We start from the raw sequence: 22,579 nt of genomic DNA, 5'->3' as shown, positions 1-22,579 counted from the left end.
AATGATTAATTCCACAAAGTGCCATCCAGGCCCACAATCGTACCCATCCATACGGCTACCAGGTAACCCAGTACGCCGATCAGCGTAGCCACTACTTTTTTCCAGGTTTCGTGTTGTCCCCATTGTCTGACCATGTAAAAGAAACCACCACCCAGAGCCCCCGCGACGGGAACCAGTACCAGCGGACGAACCATCCAGTACGCAGGCCAATTTGGATTAGGATGCTTCACACCCGCTAGAAAAAAGGAAATCAGCAGTAGAGCAAGCGTGGTTCCCACGACCAGGTGTTTAACGAAAGAAACAGTAAAGAAAGATGGGCTGGAGAATGAGCTGATCGGTGTCATGGTCGTTGCGTATTGAATCGATTATGAATTAGTTAAAGTACTTTGTGATGCAAAGTGAACGAATAAAAAATAGGGTTTTACGGTACTATTAAGCATTCACGAAAGATTACGCTTTCAAAATCAGAAAATACGTTCAAGGTAATCGATCAGTGCTTTAATAATTTTCTAAAAGTACTTTGTGGTTCAAAGTTATTAATGGTTTTTATTTTCACAAATACTCTGTCTATTTTCTGCTAAAAAATTTTACTTCCTCTGCTGGAGACGCCTATCTAAAGGTTACAAGCAATTCCTACGAGATCATTGCTCAGTAGTAACATGCTCAACGCTCGGGCAAAGCAGTTCGGGGCATTCGTCAGTAACCGCTAAAATTCTGTAGTAACTCGCCCTTGTTTCTGGTACGGTATAAGTTCAGACAGGCTTTGATGTAGTGATAGGGACGCGAAGTAAGTACGTAAAATTGAATATATTGACGCAACGTACGTATATCGCTTGATTTCAATCCGTTTCTACAATATGAGCCTAGCTTACGACTCTTCCCCGCAAGCCTTGGCAAACTTCCCAGAGCCATTGGCTCGACCAATCATTAAAAGTTGGTTTTCAACCCGGCCCATCTTTTAATGGATTTCATTTCAAGTTACGATCCGATATTCCTTTTTATTGGTAACAAATCATCCAGTACTGATAAATATTTGGCAGATATTCTAAATAACCCTAAAAAACTAGTGAAAAAAGTATCAAAGCCTAGTAAATATTGGGAGTTAGTCTAAGAGGTGGTTATCTACCTTTGAAGATACGCAAACGGATACGAGTAACGAAACCGTTTGCGTCCCGTATTACACTAACCTCATTTGTATCCGCCTATGTTTATGCGATACCTCTTCATCGGGCTCCTTTGCTGTTCACTCACTACGGCTCACGCCCAGGGAACTTTACGCGATTATCAACGAAGCGAAACGCTAAAAAAGCAGCTCGCTGACCGGGCTTACCACATTCCCCGACAGATCAACTGGCAGGAAAACGGTACTGGCCTGGTGTATATGATCCAAACTACGAAAGGCAGGGAGTATATCCAGGTGGATGGTCAAACGGGCAAACGTAGCAATGCTTTCGATCAGGAGGGATTAGCCAGACAGCTTGAACAAGCCCTGAGCAAAACCATTCCCGCGTACCAATTGCCCATCCAGGGACTGAAACGCACGGCTACGGGTTTCTCCTTCGACGCCGAAGGCTCCCAATGGACGTACGACGCCGGACAACTTCGCAAGAAAGGCAGTATGTCGGCTATGAATCGCTACTGGGGCGATCGTTCACGTGGCGAGCAGGTTCGACGTTTGTACACGCCCGACAGTAGTTATTCGGCTATTATTAAAAATTACAACGTATACGTTCGTAACGAACGCAGTAAAGAGGAGTTTCCGATGAGTTTCGACGGCTCGGAAGGGGAGTACTACAGCAGTGATCTTCGCTGGTCGCCCGATGGTACGAAACTGGCGGGAACGAAAACGCGTAAAAATACGCCGCATCTTATTTATTTGATTCGTTCCTCGCCCACGGATCAGCTCCAGCCCAAACTGGAAACCCGTAATTACCTCAAACCCGGCGATGCCTTGCCCATTCAGGAACCCGTGCTGTTTGATATCGCCTCGCGAAAGCAGTTGCCCATTGCGATGGATCTGATTGCTCAGCAGTACGAACTGAGTGATCCCAACTGGCGGGCGGACAGCAAAGCGTTTACGCTGGAATACAATCAACGCGGCCATCAGGTGTACCGGGTGCTGGAAGTAGAGGCCGGTACGGGTCGCATCCGTCCGCTGATTGAGGAAAAAAGCAAGACCTTCATCGACTACAGCGGCAAGCGTTTTCGCCACGATACACCCGATGGCCGGGAAATCATCTGGGCTTCCGAACGCGATGGCTGGAATCATCTCTACCTCTATGACGCGGCCAAGGCTCAGGTCAAAAATCAGATTACCAAAGGAAATTGGGTCGTTCGGAATGTCGTCCACGTGGATGATGCGAAACGGACCATTCTGTTTGCCGCCAGTGGCCAAACGCCCGGCGAAGATCCGTATTACCTGCATTACTACCAGATTAATTTCGATGGGAAAGGCCTGAAAGCCCTTACGCCCGAAGCAGCCCAGCACGAGGTTACGTTTTCGCCGGATTTTTCCACCTTCGTCGATACGTATTCCCGGATCAATCAGGCACCGGTTACCGTGCTTCGCAAGACTACCGACGGGTCGATTATCACAACGCTGGAAAAAGCCGATCTTACCGAATGGGAAAAAGCGGGCTGGAAGGCTCCCGAACCCTTTGTCGCCAAGGCTCGCGATCAGCAGACGGACATTCACGGCATCATCATTCGACCCACTAATTTTGATCCTTCGCGGAAATACCCGGTCATTGAAATGATCTACGCGGGTCCGCAAAGTGCCTTTGTGCCGAAAGCTTTTTCGACCAATACGGCCATGCACGAACTGGCGGAACTGGGTTTCGTCGTCGTACAGATCGACGGCATGGGGACTTCCAATCGCTCCAAAGCGTTTCACGATGTCTGCTGGAAAAATCTGAAGGATGCGGGTTTCCCGGATCGGATTCTGTGGATGAAAGCCGCCGCTCAGAAGTATCCGTACCTCGATCTGGAACGGGTGGGCGTGTATGGGACATCCGCCGGAGGTCAAAATGCCGCGGGAGCCGTCCTCTTCCAGCCCGATTTTTACAAAGTAGCCGTAGCTTCCTGCGGCTGTCACGACAACCGCATGGACAAAATGTGGTGGAACGAGCAGTGGATGGGTTATCCCATTGGCCCACAGTACGCCGAATGTTCTAACGTCACGCACGCCGATCAGCTACGCGGTGAATTACTGCTCATCGTGGGTGAAATGGACGATAACGTCGATCCTTCCTCTACTTACCAGCTAGCCGACGCTCTGATTCGGGCGAATAAAAATTTTGAACTGGTCGTCGTACCTAACATGGGCCATTCGGCGGGTGGTGACTTTGGCGAACGCAAACGCCGGGACTTCTTCGTACGTCACCTGCTGAACGTACAGCCGCCCCGCTGGAACGCGGCCCCGGTAGCAACGGAAGAAACGCCCGGGAAAGCGTCCCGATCTGAGCGTTAGTACTGACCACTCTTAACCGTTCCCGTTTATGCACGTTCGGCGTATCACTTTTCTTCTTCTCATGAGCGTAAGTACCCTTGCTACGGCTCAGGGTCCCACTGACCCGACTAAACTTAGCCAGCACATTATTCAATACGAGGCCGACCTGGGCAGTCTGCGTCGGTTTTATACCATTGCCAATTCACCCGAACGCCGCCAGCGGTTCAGGGAGCTGAATCAGCAGTACCTCTCGCAACTGGATAAGCTCGATTTCAAAACCTTGACGCCCAACAATCAGGTTGATTTCTTATTGTTTCAACGGGATTTGAAAGAAGACCTGCGGCTGTATACCGTGGCCGATCAGGAATCCGAACGCATCAAAGGCTGGTTTCCTTTTGCTGAACCGATTTACGGGTTGGAAAAAAAGCGGCGGCGGGGACTGGCTCTCAACGCCGAAGCACTCGCCCAGGATTTCAGTACCTGGACGGTACAGGCCGCTCAGGCTGAAGAAAAACTGGAAAAGATGTCCAGTATGGACCCTGTACTGGCTAGCCGGGCGGAAGAAACGGTGAAAGGACTGGAACAGGCCATTAAAAGTGTATTCGAGTTTTACAACGAATATGACCCCGCCTTTACCTGGTGGATGGCCAAACCGTACCCGAAACTCATTGAACAATTACAGAAACTCACCCGATCCATTCAACCCCGGGCCCAGCTGGGCGAAAAGGCCAAGGACGGCAGTGGAATTGTAGGCGTGGCCGTTGGACGCGAGGAGCTGATGCGTCAGCTGAAGATGGAATACATTCCCTACACGCCCGAGGAGTTACTCACCATTGCCAATCAGGAATTTGCCTGGTGCGACCGGGAATTACTGAAAGCCAGTCGTGAAATGGGTTTTGGCAATGACTGGCGGGCGGCTCAGGAAAAAGTCAAAAACAGTTATGTACCCGCCGGAAAGCAACCCGAACTGATCCTGCGACTGTATCAGGAATCCATGGACTTTCTCAAGCAGCACAACCTGATTACGATCCCACCGCTGGCGGAAGAAACCTGGCGAATGGGGATGATGACCCCCGAGCGGCAACTGATCAATCCCTTCTTTCTCGGCGGCGAACAGATTCTGATTTCGTACCCAACCTCCGGGATGGAACACGCCGATAAACTGATGAGTATGCGGGGAAACAATCCGCACTTTTCCCGCTCGACGGTGCACCACGAACTCATTGCCGGGCATCACCTGCAAATGTTCATGAACAACCGGTATCAGACGCACCGCCGTCGTTTTTCGACGCCCTTCTGGATTGAAGGCTGGGCTTTGTACTGGGAAATGGTACTCTGGGATAAAGGATTTCCGCAGTCACCGGAAGATAAAATCGGTATGCTGTTCTGGCGAATGCACCGCTGTGCCCGGATTATCTTCTCGCTTAATTATCACCTCGGCAAATGGACACCCCAGCAGTGCATTGACTTTCTGGTGGACCGGGTCGGGCATGAGCGGGCCAATGCCGAGGGAGAAGTACGCCGTTCCTTCGTGGGTGGTTACGAACCGCTGTACCAGCTGGCGTACATGACGGGTGGGCTTCAGTTTATGGCCCTCCGTCGGGAGCTGGTCGATTCCGGAAAAATGACGGATAAGCAGTTTCACGATTCCATCCTTCAACTCAACGAGTTGCCCGTGGAATTCATCCGGGCCTTGCTGACCCAACAGCCGCTTCGAAAAGATTTTCAGACCAGCTGGAAGTTTTATTCTTTTGCTAAATAACCCCTGAACAACTACTTCACAATGAACTTGAAAACGATGACCCATCGCGTGTTAGTAGTGAGTGCACTCGCTCTTACTACGCCGCTCTGGGCTCAACAGTCTCCCTGGAAAAAACTGGAGGAAAAACCATCGACGCTCCATCTGGAAAGCGGCTACGTAACCTTGCCGGGCCCAGCCCTGGAGCTACGTCTGGTGAAAGCCTCGCAAACGGTGGCATCGCTGAAACCTAATGCAGAAAAAGGCTTTGATTTTACTCCCGGTGATCGGCTCAAGGTTCGCAGTAGTGATGGACTCTATCATCTGGGAGATATTAATCTACGGCTTCGTACTCCGGGGCAGTCGGACTGGCAGGCCTATTCTTCCGCTCAGAAGCGAGGCGATGTCAAGACCTTGCCTGCTACCAAACCGGCAGCGGCTTCCGCCGATTTGTCGCCTAGTTTTCCCGCCGAATTTCCCCTGGAAGTCAAACGAAGCTGGGAACAGTCGGGTAAAGGCTGGGTGGTACGCTTCACGCTGAAAAACAAAAGTACGCAGCCCGTAGAAATCGGATCACTCGGTTTTCCGCTGATTTTCAACAACATTCTGGAGGGAAATACGCTGGAGCAGGCCCACGACCGCAATGTGTTCTATGATCCTTACATTGGCAAGGAAGCCGGATACTTGCAGGTAACCCGATTGCACGGCAAAGGTCCGGTATTGCTGGTACTGCCCGAGGGGAATACGCCTTTTGAAGCGTACAATCCTTTACTTGATGACCCCACCCCCCGGGGCATTACGTTTGAAGGGTTTCACGAGTGGATGGTTCACAGTAAAGCCCACGCGGAAAAGGACTGGTCGAAAGCTCAGCCCTGGAATCAGCCGACGTCGCTGACGCTGCAACCCGGCGAAAGTAAAAGTTACGGTCTGAAGCTGGTCCTGGCTCCGGCTATTCGTAGTATTGAATCGACCCTGGTGGAGCAGAAGCGGCCCGTGTCAGTGGGTATCCCCGGTTATGTGGTTCCGCAGGATGTGAACGCCCGACTTTTTCTGAAATACCCTTCGGCAGTGAAATCCGTGCAGGTAGAACCTGCTGGAGCTTTGAGCTGGCAGGTTGATCTGGCTACCAAAAACGGCTGGAAAGCGTATCTGATTCGCGGGAAACAATGGGGACGGGCTCGATTGACGATTCAGTATCAGGATGGCTTGACGCAAACGATTCATTATAAAGTAGTGAAACCCGAAGCCGAAACGATTGCTGATTTTGGGAATTTCCTGACGACGAAGCAGTGGTTCGAGGTACCAAAAGATACGTTTCATCGCAGTCCCTCGGTGATTAGTTACGACTACGAAACCAAACAGCAGGTGACGCAGGACAGCCGGGCCTGGGTGGCGGGTCTCAGTGACGAAGGCGGGGCCGGAAGCTGGCTCGGAGCGATGATGAAACAACTGGTGGTGCCTAATCAGCAGGAAATTCAGAAACTGGAACGCTTTGTCAACCAGACCCTGTGGGGCAATATTCAGCACAACGAAGGTCCGGAAAAGTACGGCGTTCGGAAGAGTCTGTTTTACTACCAGCCCGATTCCATGCCGCCGAATACCTACAGTACGGCGGTCAATTACAAGGGCTGGTCGGCCTGGCCCCGTAAAGAAGCCGAATCGCTGGGTCGTTCTTACAATTATCCGCACGTAGCCGCGGCTCACTGGGTCATGTACCGAATGGCCCGTAATCACCGCGATCTGGTCACGCAGCAGGACTGGAAATTTTACCTGGAAAACGCCTGTCAAACGGCTCTGGGCATGGTGAAGCTGGCTCCGTACTACGCTCAGTTCGGACAGATGGAAGGCACCGTTTTCTTCCTGATTCTGAAAGACCTGAAACGCGAAGGACTTACGGCACTGGCTTCCGAACTGGAAGCGGCCATGAAGAAACGGGCCGACCTCTGGAAATCGCTGGCGTATCCCTTCGGCAGCGAAATGCCCTGGGATTCCACGGGTCAGGAAGAAGTCTACATCTGGTCGTATTACTTCGGCTACCGCGACAAAGCCGAGGTAACGCTGAATGCGATTCTGGGTTATATGCCCACGCTACCGCACTGGGCTTACAACGGCAACGCCCGTCGGTACTGGGATTTTCTGTACGGTGGAAAAATCTCTCGGGTCGAACGGCAAATTCACCACTATGGCTCGGGTCTCAACGCCATCCCGGTACTGACGGCCTACCGCGATCAGCCGGACGATTTCTACCTGCTTCGCGTGGGCTACGGTGGCCTGATGGGAGCGATTGCCAACATTACGGAAGACGGATTCGGACCCGCCGCTTTTCACTCGTTCCCCTCTACGCTTGAGAATGACGCTCTTTCGGGCGATTACGGCTGCGGATTCTTTGGCTACGCGGTGAATACGACCGCTTTCCTGACGCAACATCCGGAGTTTGGCTGGCTGGGTTTTGGCGGAAACGTGACTAAAAGCAAAACAGACGTGACGCTGACGCCTACCACAGCGGCTCGGACCAGCGTATTTCTGGCGAGTGTTGGGCTGGATATCAGTCTGGATGCCGGAAAAATTGAAAAGGTAACGCTTAACCCGCAAACGAAAACCGTTACGCTTAGCCTTCAACCCGCTACGGTCACTACGCCAACGGCATATCTTCGACTGAAAACGGGTAAACAGTCGTATCATCCGAAAAAAGCATTTGCCCAGGAACGGGAAGCCTACGTAATTCCCCTGACCAATCAAACGCAGACGATTACGCTGGTATCGTCAGCGAAGAAATAAGCAACCTACCTTCAGGTACGTTTAAAAACCCTGGCCCCTTAAGTGGCCGGGGTTTTTCTTTACAAAACCAGCTTTTTATGGGAATAAATTTGCGTAGCTACTTAGCTACGCTTTTATTTGTAGTCAAATGACTACGCAATGAATTTAAGACGAGATGTATTCCAGGCAATTGCTGATCCCACGCGAAGAGCAATCCTCTTGCTGGTGGCCGCTCAAGCCCTGCCGGCGGGAGCAATCGCCGCCAACTTTGATACCGCCCGCCCGACGGTTTCCAAGCACTTACAGATACTGACGGAATGCGAATTACTCAAAGCCGAACCCAACGGTCGGGAGATATACTACCAACTGAATCCAGAAAAGATGAAGGAGGTCGCTGATTTTATCGAGCCTTTCCGTCAACTATGGGAGGAGCGGTTTAACACACTGGAAGCCCTTATGAAAGACTATTCCTCAAAAAGCAAGGAGTCATGACCCAGAAAACAAAGATTCAGGCCGAAGCTGGTAAGCAGGAGTTGGTGATTACCCGGGAATTTGACTTACCCGTAGCCTTACTGTTTAAAGCTTACGTAGTTCCCGAACTCGTGGAGCAATGGATGGGCACCAAAGTATTGAAGCTGGAAAGTAAACCCCACGGTAGCTGGCAGTTTGAAACGACGAATCCCCAGGGAGAAGTCGTGTTTCGGGCCAATGGTGTCATTCATGAATGTATACCAGATCAAAAAATCACCCGAACGTTTCAAATGGAAGATTCTCCTTTCGACGTACAACTGGAATTTCTGGAATTTGAAGCTTTATCTGATACCACGAGTAGACTTACCATGCATCAGGTATTTCGTTCGGTTGCCCTGCGGGATCAGCTCCTTCAATTGCCTTTTGCCAAGGGCTTAAACTGGGCTCATGATCGGTTGCAGGAAGTGGTCAGCCAACTGATTGAGCACTAAATAGAACAGGCGAACGCCTGCGTATCTGTGAAAACTTAACCTTATAACGGTGATGAATAATCCCTCTAAATCTTTGTCTGCTGAAGAGCAGGAAGCCTTATTGAACACGCTGAAGGCTCGTTTTGCGAAAAACCATCAACGCCACCCGGGGCTTGAATGGCCTACCGTACAGGTCCGTCTGGAAGCCTACCCCGAAAAACTCTGGTCGCTTCAGTTGATGGAAGAAACGGGCGGAGAACCTGACGTACTGACTCAGGATGCCAAGACGGGAGAATTCCTTTTTTACGATTGTGCCCCCGAAAGTCCTAAAGGTCGTCGCAGTCTATGTTATGATCGGAAAGCACTGGATGCGAGGAAGGAACATAAACCAGAAGATAGTGCTCTCGATCTGGCGGCTGCGATGGGCATTGAACTATTGACGGAAGAAAACTATCGGGAGCTGCAGATACGCGGAGCGTTCGATCAGAAAACGTCCAGCTGGATTAAGACCCCCGCCGAAATCCGGAATCTCGGCGGGGCCCTGTTTGCAGATTGCCGCTACGGGCGGGTCTTTGTTTACCACAACGGAGCTGAATCGTACTACGCCGCCAGGGGCTTTCGGGGTTCACTACGCGTGTAAGCCTTCGTATAAAGGGTAGGGGTGCCGTTTTATCGACCTCTGGTGCCTTTAAAAAAGCTGGAAAGAATCCAGATCAGTCCCAGGAAAAATGCGAGACTCAACAACATGAGTAGTATTTCCGGTCCGCCAATGCTAAATAAGAACATAGGATAGGGTTGTTTAGTGAGACGGAAAAATACGTAGTTATTTGTTGAAGGTGAGAACTTTGTGACCAATGGTTTGCCGCAGCTAAAGCAGGTTATTGGGTCCGGTGGGTTCCTATTCCTTCAGCATCCGAATACCATATACCGGCCCCGCCTGATTTCCTTTTTTTGCCTGAAAGGTGAGGACAACGGACGTTTTGCCGCTAGTCATTTCAGCGGGTAATGCGTAGGAAATATCATAGAAGCGGCTCTCTTTATATTGGTTGAGATCCTCGCTACTGAGCTTTTTGCCATCCACCAGAATGTCAAACTGGCGACCCCGGTTATCCATGCCCCAGTACGTAGCAATCAGCGTATTTTTCGCGTTGGGAGCTACTTTCATGGTGAATTGAAAGCTACCCCCCTCATTGGCTACCCGGAATTTCCGCGTATGCGACTCACCCGTTTCCAGCTTGTCGCCCGAAAAGTCGTGATCGCGTTCGGGCTGCATTTCACCCACGCGAAGGTTGTCTACAGTGCGAAGCTCCAGGTCACGGGCCTGGCGGCGTTGCTCTTCGTAACGTTTCTGCTGTTCTTTCCAGGTCTGGCTGTTGAATACATCCCAGTACACGCTGTAATGATCATCCTGTAGAGCGTAAAAAGGCTGTAAGGTCACCGTACCTTCTTTGCCTAGGGCCGTCGTCTGAAATTCCAGGGGCCGACCCGTTGGCTTGATCCAGTGATTAGGATTGGAGTCATTGCTGACAAAAACGGGTACGCCCTGAGCCGGATCAATTTCCTTGGGGCCCAGATTGCCCGCCAGAATCAGCGGACCGTAGAAATACGCCTTCCGATCCGGATTATCGGGCATGGCTACCGAATAGAGTTGCGTGGGTAGTTTGAGTTCGAGTACATCGCCCGTTTTCCAGGTTCGGTCAATCACTAGATATCCCGCTTCTTCGTTGACCTGTGAAAGCGGTTTTCCATTCAATAGTACTACGGCTTCCGTAGCCCAATGGGGTTTGCGGATACGTACGGGTAAGGAAACGGCTTTGCGAGTAGTAAAGCTCAGCGATAGGGTAGAGTCGGCGGGTAGGGTAGTCTGTAAAGTTACGCCCAGCCCTTTTTCCGCCCAGTTGAGTTGGGAGGGTATGAATAGATTGACGTACAAACTGCCGTCATTTCCCTGAAAATAAATGCTTTCGTTGTACTTCGTGTGGTTTTCCATGCCTGAACCCACGCAGCAGGTGAAATCGTCGTACCGACTGCTGAAGGGCTTCCGGGCACCCATCCGCAGGGGAACGAAGTAACACATCATACCCGTGGTATGGTTTTGCGAGGCCAGAATGTGGTTGTACAGGCCGCGTTCGTAATAATCCATGTACGTCGCTGAAGGTTGCAGAGCGAACAAATGCCGGGTAAGCTTCAGCATATTGTACGTGTTGCAGGTTTCCATGGTATTCTCCGTCAGCTTGTCGTTGAGCTGATCAGGAGTACTCAGGTACTCGTAATTGCTGTTGCCACCGGTCGCGTAGGAGTGATGGTTGACTACGGTATTCCAGAAAAAAGAAGCACTTTCAAGGTCTTCTTTGTTTCCGGTTAACTGATAGCGACGAACGGTACCAATCAGCTTGGGAATCTGCGTATTGGAGTGTTTGCCGGGGAGAATGTCTTTGTGATGGGCCAGTGAATCCAGAATCCAGCGGTCGTGAAATTTGTAGGACAGGTCCAGAAACTTCTTGTTCTTCGTCAGAGCGTAGGTATTCACCAGTACATCATTCATGCCGCCGTACTCGCACAACAGCATTTTCTGAATCTGCTCGTCATTGAGGTTTTTCAGCGTCTGTTCGACCCAGTTTGCCATCCCGACATTGATAGAGAGTGCTTGGGCGTTGTCGCAATACAGGTACGCATCCAGTAAACCCGCCATGACTTTATGCACGGTATACCAGGGCGACCAGGCTCCGTTGAGGTCAAAACCCCGGGAGCGAATGTCGCCGCGGGCGACTTCCGTAAAAACCGTATCTTCTTTGGGGATGGCTCCGATGTATCCCGTTTTGCGGGCTTTCTGGCATTCCGCCAGTTCATCCACGATGTAATTTATCCGCTTGAGGTATTCCGGATCTTTACTGCTGGCGTAGTGCATGGCACAGGCGGAGAGGTAATGGCCCAGTGTGTGTCCCGCCAGTCCGGAAGATTCCCAGCCGCCGTACTTTTCAGCTTTGGGTTTGAGGCCCGAATGACTGCGGAAATCCGACAACAGCCGGTCGGCTTCCAGGTCTTTCAGGAAAGCCACATCGGCCTGCATGGCCTGACGGAAAGGACTGTCGAGTAGCCGGACCTGACTCAACGGGAAACCGTATGCCCGGATCGGTACGACGGGCTGAACTTTTATCTTAGCATTCGTTCGCTCAGGCATGATGGACTGTCCAAAGACAGGCAACGTAACATTACCCAAAAGAATGACTGCGGTAAACAGGAATCTTTTCATGAATCAATACGCGTTATAAATGACTGGCAAATCCGTATTCCACCGGAGAACCTTTGCAAATTTGCTCGAAAGGCCATGAAATCTTAGGCCTGCGTTTCGCGAATACTGATACAATTCTAACCTTTCAGCCAACTGGAGAATACCGGGGCAGAAAAAGAAAAAAGCAACCTAAATGATTTGATTTGTTGCAGACGGTACGTTCAAATAGTTTAATGTAACCTAACTACTCTTAACTGGTACTTGTCTTGTATAACACTAGAATTACTAGATAAGCTGTAAGGAATAAACGAATGATAGTTAGCATGTAAAATGTTATATAATTGACCTTATGTTAAATAGTAAAAAGTAAGCCATGAAGGTATCTGTGGTAAATAGCTCCTCGCCCACCCTATTATCGATGATCCTGACCCGTAAGCTTTCGTAGAGAGCTCTGTGTTCAGGAATAACGCCCTCAGCAAATCAGGAATGCGTAGTGGCAACAACCTGAAAATGCTATATTTTTGACCCAAACCTCTATACGTCATGAATATACTGTGTAAGCTCACCCTGGCCCTGGGTATGGTGGGAATAATGCTTGGAGCCTGGAAAGCGAAAACACCCGCCCGCAAGCCACCCAATATCATCCTGATACTTGCCGATGACCTGGGTTATTCAGACCTGGGCTGCTACGGTAGCGAAATTCACACCCCTAATCTTGATTTCCTGGCTCGGCATGGCCTGCGTTACCGGCAGTTTTACAACACGTCCCGGTGTTGCCCTACCCGAGCCGCTCTGCTGACGGGTTTGTATAATCATCAGGCAGGCATTGGCAAAATGACTGATGCCGAGAACCAGCCCGGTTACCAGGGGCATATTACGGACCAGACGGTTACGCTGGCGGAAGTATTGAAATCGGCTGGGTATCAAACGGCGATGACCGGAAAGTGGCACGTATCGAATACACTCGTCCAGCCGAAAGGAACTGATCAGCAAGCCTGGCTCAATCATCAGAAAGACTTCGGTACCTTTTCTCCGCTGGAACAATATCCAACCCGTCGGGGATTTGACAAATTTTTCGGTACCATTTGGGGCGTAGTGGACTTCTTCGATCCTTTTAGTCTGGTCAATGGTACCGAACCCGTGCGGCAGGTGCCCAAGGATTACTACCATACCGACGCCATTAATGACACGACGGTGTCTTACATTAAATCCTTCGCGTCTTCGGAAAAACCATTCTTTATCTACGTTGCCCAAAATGCTCCGCACTGGCCTTTACAGGCCAGACCCGAGGACATTGCCAAATACGAAAAAACCTATCAGGCGGGCTGGCAAGCCATTCGACAGGCCCGCTACGAGCGAATGGTCAACATGGGACTCATCCGAGCGGATCAGGCGAAACTTGCCCCGACAGATTTACCCGACTGGCAAGCGAATCCGACCAAAGATTGGGACGCCCGGGCGATGAGTGTACATGCGGCCATGATTGATCGGATGGATCAGGGCATTGGCCGTATCATTCAGGCCCTTAAGCAGACGGGCGAGCTGGACAATACCCTGATCGTTTTTCTGTCGGACAATGGGGCCAGCTCCGAAAACTGTGCGGCTTACGGACCAGGCTTTGACCGTCCGAGCGAAACCCGGGATGGCCGGAAGATTGTGTATGCCACCGAGAAGCAGGCGTTGCCCGGGCCGCAGACCACCTACGCTTCCTTGGGAAAACATTGGGCAGCGGTGGCGAATACTCCTTATCGGTACTGGAAAGCAGAATCGTACGAAGGCGGAGTTAATACGCCATTCATTGCGTTCTGGCCGCAGGGGATTACTGCACCTAAGGGTTCGTACAGTGATCAGGTGGGACACGTCATGGATCTAATGGCTACCGTATGTGAACTTTCGGGAGCCAGGTACCCAACGCAGATCAATGGTAAAGCCATTCCTGTCAGCACCGGCCGAAGTCTGGTTCCCTCGTTTAAAGGCAAGTCCGCCGACCGGCCAACGGAGCTTTTCAATGAACATTTTGGGGCTCGATCCGTGCGGCAGGGTTCCTGGAAACTGGTATCCACAGCTTCAGATTCCACCTGGCATTTGTATAATCTAAAAACGGATCGAACCGAGACGCTGAACCTGGCCGCTCAACATCCTGAAAAAGTGACCGAACTGGCTCGCCTGTGGCAACGCTGGGCGGCGACGCATCAGGTATTGCCTAAACCAGGCCGTTAAACAGAAAAGCCCCTTACCGTACAAGTAAGGGGCTTTTTTGTACGAAATGAGCTTCATTCCAATCGTTATGCCTACCATTCCCTACGCCGGAACTATGGTTTTGATGCAGCGTGTAAAGCGATCAATCTATTGGGCGTATGCAAAAGTCAAAACAGTCTGGTTAGGTCAGGTAAGGAGTACAGTTCAGCAGGCAATCGATGACTTTCAGCAGAAGTTCTCAGCAGTTGAACCGGATTGACCTGGTGAAAGGTCCGCTTTGAGGCTAGGTTGCAGGCGAAACAACCGTTTTCCTTCAATCAAATGATTTCTTCGTTCAAACCGTTTTTGATGCTCGTATTCATTCTTCATACAACGAGCGTATGGGCCAGTTCGCTTCCAACGGGTAAATGGAGCTATGGCCGCTTCTCACCCACCAGTTTCTGGGGTACAGATGGCAGTTACAAGGGAGCCGCTAATGAACAGGCCATGCTCTGCACGTACAGGCCAACGGCACGTTTGAAATGTATGTACTCAATTCAGCAACCTATTACAATTGCCGCACGAGTTCTTATACGTACTGGAAGGGCACCATGCAGCCGGGCAATCAAACGTTCACACTCACGCCTCAGCAGGGAACGTACCGGGGTGAGTACAGTTGTTACCCCGGTAAAAATTTCAAAAGGCCGGCCAATAATCAGGAGATAGCCGCTGCTCAAAAACAATATCGCTATGCCTGGGAGAAAGACCGCGAAGGTCGAACAGCTCTGCGTATTTTCTTCGGAGCGGACGATCAACAGGGTGCTTTATTTACGCCGGGCCATTGGTAAGATAGCTATTCAACCTTCTGTGATACGATAAGGCAGAAGGTTGAATACTTTATACAGTTAAATAGGGTAGAGCTATAAGAACACTATTTAACATTTGTCTATACAAATCAACATTATAACGTTTTTTTTACGTTATAATAATTTTAAATATTTACAGCTGTGTAATACACTTCCTTATATATATACTAATCATTGCTTGCCTAACAAAGTCAATTTTTCTTCCTAAGAACTTCCAAAAACTTTTAAGTTCTTTTCGGGTTAATATCCTGCATTAAACTTTTCTAATGCTGAAAATTCTACACCACACACGTTCTCTCTGGCTTCCCTTCATCGTATGTTCATTGATCGCAATCTTGGCTGGAAAGTTATCTTCCATTATACCTGGAAAGGGCTGATTTACTATACCGTGCTTTCCGTAACGGTCTATCTACTTCACGATTATTACAACCTTTTTCATTTACACCTGCCGTTCACAACCATCACAGCGATTAGCACGGCACTCTCCATTTTCTTAGGCTTTAAGAACAACAATGCGTATGACCGCTGGTGGGAAGCCCGCCAGATCTGGGGTTTGTTAGTGAATTACAGCCGGGCCTGGGGGCGGGAAGTACTCATTATGATTATCCCCGAAGATCCGGCAGAAGCCGCAGAAGTTCGGGAACTGCAACATCGCATGGTATACCGACACATGGCCTTTGTGCATGCCCTGCGGGTTTTCTTACGGCGACCCCAGGCTTACAATCGCACCAGCCAGGAAGAAATTTACGAAGAACGCAATGAGTATTCAGATACTGAATCGTTTCTATCTTCGCAGGAATACAAGGTCTTTTGTAAGAAGAATAACCCACCCAATTATCTGCTCAACCTGCAGGGGGAAGATTTGAAACGGGCTTACCAGAGAGGCTGGCTATCGGATTATCGTTTTACTAAAGTGGAAGAAATTCTGGTTGAATTCAATAACATCCAGGGTCGCTGCGAACGCATCAAGAATACCCCCTTTCCCCGACAGTATAGTTTTTCTTCCCGCGTTTTCGTATTCATTCATGCTTCCCTCCTCCCCTTTGTCTTTGTCGAGGAAATCGGCTGGGCCAGCATGCCTGTCTCCGTGATTATTTCCTTTGTATTCCTGTGTCTGGATTTACTGGGTGAACGCATTGAAGATCCTTTCGAAAATCGGATGGAGGGTATCCCGATGACGGCCATGAGTCTCACCATTGAAACCAACCTGAAAGAACACTGGGGCGATAAAGATCTGCCTAAACCGCAACCTGCCGTGAAAGGTGTCGTATTATAAGTAGGCCTTCGCTCGAACAGCAGACCGCGAAAGAAAAATAATTAACGTTGCCATGGCGTTATGACAATTTTAGTACCTTTAGAGATCACTGACCATTACGCCTATGCCCCGTTTAAGCAAGGAAGGATTCAAGCATAACGCCAAAATCTTCGAAAAAACCTGCCAGTGGTGCGGTACGCCCTTTTTCGCCTCCCGCTCAACGGCTAAGTTCTGTTCATCTACCTGCCGGGCGTATTCGCACCAGGCGGATACACTCGATACCGCTGCTCCCTGGCAGGAAACCGAACGGACCGTCGATGCCCTGCTACACCAGATTGCCTTTTTGAAATCACAGATTGAATCGCTCTCGCGGGACAACCTGCAATTACGGCAGGCTTTGGAGAAGCAAAATCAGCCCCAGCCTGAGGCATAGGTTTTAGCTTCTTTTATTAGTTTCCGGAAGTTAGCTACGGCGTACGTTTTCCATACTAAGGGGCAACCCTTTGATTCGTTGATCAGGCGGTCAGGTTTTACCTAGCCGCCTGATCCATTGCTGGTGGTTTAGCTTCCCAGGTTTCGGTCCAGTTCAATGGCTGCTGTAATCAGAGCCAGATGGGTCAGGGCCTGGGGATAATTTCCCAGCTGTTCGCCCCGTTTACTGAGCTGTTCCGAAAACAGGCCGAGGGTATTGGCGTAGCCAAGAATTTTCTCGAAGAAATTACTGGCTCGCTCAATCTGTCCACCCTTGGTTAGACACTCCACGAACCAGAACGAACACATCGTAAAGGTCCCTTCTTCCCCGTCCAGTCCGTCAATCTGCGTTTCTTCGTTGCGGTACCGGTAAATGAGTACATCCAGCTTGAGTTCGCGTTCGATGGCCAGCATGGTTTTCTGCCAGTGGGGTTCATTGGGCGTAATGAACTGAACCAGGGGCATCAGCAATACGGAAGCATCCAGAGCTTGTCCACCCCGAACCTGTACGAAAGCTTCCTTTTCTTCACACCAGAATTCTTTGAAAATGAAGTCATAGATTTCGTCGCGTACCCGGTACCACTGTTCCCTTGGGTAGGGAAACGAGCGTTCATCTCCAATGCGAATGGCCCGATCCAGGGCTACCCAGCACATCATGAATGAATGCAGGAACTGTTTTTCTTCCCCCCGAATTTCCCACATCCCGTGATCGGGCAGTCGCCAGTGTCCGCAGACAAATTCGACTTCCTTGCTGAGTTTTTTCCAGAACTCGTACGTAATGTGGCCGCCGTATTTGTTGAACAGGTAGATGGTATCAATCAGCTCCCCGTAAATGTCCATTTGACGTTGCGTAGCTGCACCATTACCAATCAAAACCGGTTTGGAATCTTTATGACCCGAAAAATGACTGAGTTCTTCTTCCTCCGGCGGCGTTTGTCCGTCGATGGTATACATCAGTTTCAGGGATTCGTTGAGGCAGTGGTGTTCCACCCAATCCATAAACCGCCGGGCTTCATCCAGAAAACCCAGTTTCAGAAACGCAAACATGGTAAACGCCGAATCCCGTATCCAGGCGTAGCGGTAATCCCAGTTACGTTCTCCGCCCAAGCTCTCAGGTAAACCGAAGGTAGGGGCCGCAACTACCGAGCCGTGTTCGTGCGAGGACATGAGTTTCAGCGTAATGGCGGAGCGAATCACAATTTCCCGCCAACGCCCCTTATAAGTAGACTGCCGGGTCCAGGTTTTCCAGAACGCATGGGTGGCGTCGTAGTACGTCTTACATAAATCAGCGATACTGGATTCGGGCGTTTTGCTTTCCTCACAAAGCTTACTCTCATCGCATAGAATAAAACATAGTGTTTGGCCTTCCTCCAGTCGAAATCGCGATACGACGTCTGATTCGGATAGCTCCAGCGGAATTTCGCTGTATAACTGTAACTCCTGACCGTCCGCATCGGTAAACCGGATTCCCATTTCGTTCGCCTGAGCTTCGTGGCTGATTCGACCGTACGAAAAACGGGGCTTACACTGGATTTCAAACTCGATGTTTCCCCGTACAGCCATTAGCTTACGAATGACGGTCATCCGGGAACCCTCTTCGTGCACGGGCATGAAGTCCGTTAGTTCGGCAATGCCGTAATCGGAGAAAAAGCGGGTCACCAGTATAGCCGTATCCGTTAGATAAAGCTGCTTGTACGTTAAATCCGAAAACGTGGGCCGGATGGAAAAGTAACCGCCCTTTTCCGAGTCGAGTAGCTGGGCAAATACCGTGGGTGAATCAAACCGGGGCAGGCATAGAAAATCAATGGTTCCGTTGCAGGAGACCAGAGCCGCCGTATTCATGTTTCCGATTAAGCCGTGTTGATCGATGGGTGTCTGATTCATACGAATAGCGACGAACGCGTGGGTTCGTTCCGAGGGGATTGGCAGATGATAAGTGTCAACTGGTAGCGGGCGGGTTTTGTTTTGGGTCAGCCGGAAGCAGGCTTTGCTGATTTTCCGCTATTTTCGTCGGAAACGCTAACCTCTATACATGCTAAAACGATTCATTCCTCTGATCCTGCTTCTCCTGGGAAGTATGGCCTACGGTCAATCCCATACGGACTGGCCACGGTCGATGCCCTGGTGGAAAGCCAATAATCTCCGCGTAATTCAGTTCAACATGCCCGCTTACGAAGCCGCTACGATGCATCCGGATTCCATCGTGGAAGATTTGCAGCGAAGTTCGGCCAATACGCTGTTGATCAACATTGGGGGTATTATGGCTTTTTATCCCACCAAGCTGGATTTTCACTACCAGAATCCTTACCTCCGCTCACCCACGCTGATGGATGATCTGATTCGGAAGTGCCACCAGCAGGGCATCCGGGTGATGGTACGCTTTGATTTCAGCCGGGTGCACGAAAGCATTTTCAAGGCTCATCCCGACTGGTGTTACTTGTCTCCCAAGGGCGAGCGGGTCTACAATACGGACATGGTGATGGTTTCGATCAACGCTCCCTACGTACAAACCAAGGCTTTTGAGATCATCGCCGAAGTCATGGACCGTTTTCCCATCGATGGTATTTTTCTGAATATGCCGGGGTATCAGGTCAATAATCCTTACGAGGGCGTGTACCATGGGATTGATCAGAATGAACACGACCAGAAGCGATTTGCCGCCTACAGCAAGGGCCTTCGCTTACCGGTGAAAGAAAACAAAGGGGATTCCGTGTATAAGGTCTACGAAGCCTTTAAAAAATACACCGTCGATGACTGGACCAAACGCCTGCACGAGCTGATTAAATCCAAAAATCCACAGGTGGCTCTTTGTACCTACATGGATGAATACGTGGACATCATCCGCCACGAATCCCAAAGTTCGACTACACTTCCCTACTGGCCCTATACGGCATCGGATAATGTCAACAATGCCGTTCATTCCTATCCGGATCACATCATCAGTAACGCCAGCATTCAGCAGATTTCTTTTCAGTCGCGGTACAATGCTGTAGAACCAGAAGAGGTTAGAATCCGCCTCTACGAAAATATTGCCAACGGTTCAGGACTGGATATCAGCATGATGGGTGACATGCGGGGCTACGAAGACGAACGAAATTTTAAGGTCATCCGTCAAATCTACGCCCATCATAAAGCCTATGAAAAGTATTTTGGTCGCTACCGTTCCGTGGCCCGCATTGCTCTGATTGCTCCGGGTTCCTGGCCCAGCGGTTTACCCATGCAGGAGTATCGGGGCCTTCAACTCATGCTCAAGGAAGCTCACCTGCCTTTCGATATTATTGAAGATTCGCAGCTTGCCCGACGGGTCCAGGACCTGAAAAAATACCGGGTTTTGCTACTTCCTGACCTCACCTATCTGAGTCCAGGTTCGGTGGAGGCGTTAAAACAAATCAGTCAGCAGGGGACCAGTCTGCTGGCGACGAACCGTACCCTTTCTGATCATCCAGTGGCCTTAGCCGAATTATTCGGGGCGAAAGCAGTTCAGAGCGACCACGACGGCAGCGGTTTTTACCTGAGTCCCGAGCGGCAGGCACCGTTTAAACGTTTTCCGGGACAGAAAATGCTCTTCTGGAAGTTCAATCTGGGTCTCTACGATTTTTCGGCAGCCGACACCACCTACTTGCCCATTTTGGCGAAAGGACGACCCGGTCCGCCCGAAATCATTGGCGGCCACGACCCCACGGGCTACTATGCCATGGGGCTAAAAACCTACGGCAAAAGTACCAATGCCCTGTTACCCATTCATCTCGGTCGCCTGTATTACCAGCACGGGTATCAGCAACACAAAAACCTCCTGCTTGATGTGCTGGACCGGCTATATCCATCGGCGGGCCACCTTGTCCAGACCAATGCTCCCGACCGGGTGGAAGTCATTGTCCAGGAATTTACCGAAAACACGCCCCAGAAAATCCAGCAATCGGCCAGCGATGGCTGGATTGTACACCTGGTCAATCTGACCGGTTTTAGCGGTAACACGTATTTTACACCCGTACCTCTTCAGCAATTGCGTTTCCAGATGGCCTGTCCTTTCAAACCCAGCCGGATTCATATACTGGGTCAGCAAGGCTCGCTTCCTTTTTCCTACCAGAAAGGTACCGTTGCATTTACCCTGCCCTCGCTGGCTTCGTTTGCGGGTATTGTACTGGCTCGGTAAATGGTTGAGTGAAGTATCAAGTTTGATTTAGAGTATCAGGTTTGATTTTATGCATCGGAGGCTTCTTTCACTGGGCTTCCCTTTAGAAAAAGGTACGAACACAAGGGCCCCGGAAATTTTGATTTCCGGGGCCCTTGTGTTAGGTATCAAGTTTGATCCTAAACCTTAATAACTCATTTCCACGATGGCTCGTACATCCTGAGGCGTTAGCGATTTATGTTCGCCTAGTCCCAGCCAGCCCCGTTCCGTAAAACGGTCCTCAATGCGTTCAGCCGTACCTTCGTAGTTTTCGGTGTACTGCGAGAGTTTGGTTTTGATGTCGAGGGAGTGGAAAAATTCTTCCGTACGACCAATGGCCCGGATGGCCACTTCCTCTGGAGGCCCCGTCAAACCCCATACGCGTTGGCCGTACTGAGTCAGTTTTTCGCGTTTGGTGCGGAAGTTATACCGATAATGACTCGGAGCGATGATAGCCAGCGTTCGGGCGTGATCAATATTATAGAGAGCCGTAAGTTCGTGGCCCATGGCGTGCACGGCCCAGTCGGTCGGTACCCCTTTCTGAATCAGTCCGTTAAGGGCCATCGTACAGCAATACATAAAATCACCAGCTGCATCGGTATCAGACGGGTTTTGCATGATCACGGGAGCGATTTCAATCAGCGTTTGCATGATGCTTTCCGCAAAACGATCCTGTAAGCGAGCCCCGACCGGATAGGTCATGTATTGCTCCAGTACGTGCGTAAAGGCGTCGGTGATGCCATTGGCCAGTTGTCGCTGCGGTACGGAGCGAACCACCTGAGGGTCCAGAATTGAAAACGCCGGAAACAAACCTGATCCACCCATGGAGCGTTTTTCCTGCGTTTCGGCCCGGGTGATAACCGCTCCGGAGTTCATTTCCGAACCCGTAGCCGGTAAGGTGAGTACCGTACCAAAGGGCATGGCGTGTTCCGTACGGATGGACTGACTCAAAATATCCCAGGGTTCAGGGCCGGTATAGTAAGCTGCCGAAGCCAGAAACTTCGTCCCATCAATGACCGAACCACCCCCCACGGCCAGTAAATACGTAATGGATTGTTCTTTAATGATCGACAAGGCTTTCAGTAGTACTTCGTATTCGGGGTTGGCCGGAATCCCGCCAAATTCAACGACTTCGTAACTGGCAAGTGCCGCTTTAACCTCGTCATAAATCCCGTTGGTTTTAATACTTCCACCACCGTACAACAGCAGTACGCGGGCATCGGTTGGTATTTCCTGGGGTAACTGGGCAATTTTTCCCGTTCCAAAAATAAGTTTGGTTGGGTTTTTAAACTCAAAATTTAACATGGCTTTACCGGTTGATTGGGTAACTAACTGGCTGGGTAACGGCGGCCTCTGAAGGATTAGTTCCAAAGCCGGAGGGCTTAAACCGAAGCGGAGCGGTCATCAGGACCGCCCCGCCGGGTGTTCAGGGTTGAAGGTTGAAAAGATAAAGGTGTGGGTTAAAACAAGCAGCTCTACTGGTTTATCACCCTAAAACCCGAAAGGTTATCACTTTTGAAAA

General features: G+C 50.3%; 15 protein-coding genes. 11 read left to right on the top strand and 4 right to left on the bottom strand.

Annotated elements, in window-relative coordinates; translation table 11 throughout:
* Positions 1 to 5: 5 nt before the first annotated feature.
* Positions 6 to 278: a potassium transporter KefB gene (locus BWI93_RS23665; protein ID WP_255158036.1), complete on the bottom strand. Its 273-nt coding sequence runs from the start codon at positions 276 to 278 to the stop codon at positions 6 to 8.
* A 932-nt stretch (positions 279 to 1,210) separates the two neighbouring features.
* On the opposite strand from BWI93_RS23665, the gene BWI93_RS23660 reads away from it, so the two are divergent.
* From BWI93_RS23660 to BWI93_RS23635, 6 genes are all read left to right on the top strand, one after another.
* Positions 1,211 to 3,469, top strand: a complete 2,259-nt coding sequence (locus tag BWI93_RS23660; RefSeq protein WP_217902329.1) for a S9 family peptidase — start codon at positions 1,211 to 1,213, stop codon at positions 3,467 to 3,469.
* Between the two features lie 61 nt (positions 3,470 to 3,530).
* On the top strand, positions 3,531 to 5,210 hold the full coding sequence (locus BWI93_RS23655) for a DUF885 family protein (protein ID WP_255158035.1): 1,680 nt from the start codon (positions 3,531 to 3,533) through the stop codon (positions 5,208 to 5,210).
* 21 nt (positions 5,211 to 5,231) lie between these two features.
* A complete protein-coding gene (locus BWI93_RS23650; protein WP_217902328.1) occupies positions 5,232 to 7,964 on the top strand; it encodes a DUF5695 domain-containing protein in 2,733 nt (910 codons plus the stop codon).
* 138 nt (positions 7,965 to 8,102) lie between these two features.
* A complete protein-coding gene (locus BWI93_RS23645; protein WP_094816015.1) occupies positions 8,103 to 8,435 on the top strand; it encodes a helix-turn-helix transcriptional regulator in 333 nt (110 codons plus the stop codon).
* Entirely contained in the window at positions 8,432 to 8,905 is a 474-nt protein-coding gene (locus BWI93_RS23640; protein WP_094816013.1) for an SRPBCC domain-containing protein, read from the top strand. The genes BWI93_RS23645 and BWI93_RS23640 overlap by 4 nt, the downstream gene beginning before the upstream one ends.
* 52 nt (positions 8,906 to 8,957) lie before the next feature.
* Positions 8,958 to 9,524, top strand: coding sequence for a DUF4256 domain-containing protein (locus BWI93_RS23635; RefSeq protein ID WP_094816011.1), 567 nt, complete (start codon positions 8,958 to 8,960; stop codon positions 9,522 to 9,524).
* A 258-nt stretch (positions 9,525 to 9,782) separates the two neighbouring features.
* Here the strand turns inward: BWI93_RS23635 and BWI93_RS23630 are convergent, their stop codons facing one another.
* Positions 9,783 to 12,137: a glycoside hydrolase family 127 protein gene (locus tag BWI93_RS23630; protein ID WP_094816009.1), complete on the bottom strand. Its 2,355-nt coding sequence runs from the start codon at positions 12,135 to 12,137 to the stop codon at positions 9,783 to 9,785.
* A gap of 522 nt (positions 12,138 to 12,659) precedes the next feature.
* Here BWI93_RS23630 and BWI93_RS23625 point away from each other — a divergent pair.
* The 4 genes from BWI93_RS23625 (at position 12,660) to BWI93_RS23605 (ending at position 16,848) form a co-directional block, all read left to right on the top strand.
* Complete coding sequence (locus BWI93_RS23625) at positions 12,660 to 14,336, top strand: arylsulfatase (protein ID WP_094816007.1); 1,677 nt, start codon at positions 12,660 to 12,662, stop codon at positions 14,334 to 14,336.
* A gap of 500 nt (positions 14,337 to 14,836) precedes the next feature.
* The gene (locus BWI93_RS23615) at positions 14,837 to 15,142 is read left to right on the top strand and encodes a hypothetical protein (RefSeq protein WP_094816003.1); all 306 of its coding nucleotides are present in this window, start codon (positions 14,837 to 14,839) and stop codon (positions 15,140 to 15,142) included.
* Positions 15,143 to 15,476: 334 nt separating this feature from the next.
* Positions 15,477 to 16,436 (top strand): bestrophin family protein, encoded by a 960-nt coding sequence (locus BWI93_RS23610; protein WP_094816001.1) that lies wholly within the window; start codon positions 15,477 to 15,479, stop codon positions 16,434 to 16,436.
* Between the two features lie 103 nt (positions 16,437 to 16,539).
* Positions 16,540 to 16,848, top strand: coding sequence for a hypothetical protein (locus BWI93_RS23605; protein WP_094815999.1), 309 nt, complete (start codon positions 16,540 to 16,542; stop codon positions 16,846 to 16,848).
* A gap of 128 nt (positions 16,849 to 16,976) precedes the next feature.
* Here BWI93_RS23605 and BWI93_RS23600 read toward each other — a convergent pair whose 3' ends face one another.
* Positions 16,977 to 18,770 (bottom strand): glycoside hydrolase family 15 protein, encoded by a 1,794-nt coding sequence (locus tag BWI93_RS23600; RefSeq protein WP_094815997.1) that lies wholly within the window; start codon positions 18,768 to 18,770, stop codon positions 16,977 to 16,979.
* 148 nt (positions 18,771 to 18,918) lie between these two features.
* On the opposite strand from BWI93_RS23600, the gene BWI93_RS23595 reads away from it, so the two are divergent.
* On the top strand, positions 18,919 to 21,039 hold the full coding sequence (locus tag BWI93_RS23595) for an alpha-amylase family protein (RefSeq protein ID WP_094815995.1): 2,121 nt from the start codon (positions 18,919 to 18,921) through the stop codon (positions 21,037 to 21,039).
* A 165-nt stretch (positions 21,040 to 21,204) separates the two neighbouring features.
* Here the strand turns inward: BWI93_RS23595 and BWI93_RS23590 are convergent, their stop codons facing one another.
* A complete protein-coding gene (locus BWI93_RS23590; RefSeq protein WP_094815993.1) occupies positions 21,205 to 22,362 on the bottom strand; it encodes an iron-containing alcohol dehydrogenase in 1,158 nt (385 codons plus the stop codon).
* Positions 22,363 to 22,579 lie beyond the last annotated feature (217 nt).

Origin of the sequence: Siphonobacter sp. BAB-5385 (genome assembly GCF_002261125.1) — a bacterium.
GTDB lineage: Bacteria > Bacteroidota > Bacteroidia > Cytophagales > Spirosomataceae > Siphonobacter.
This window is presented reverse-complemented; position numbering and strand designations above follow the sequence as displayed.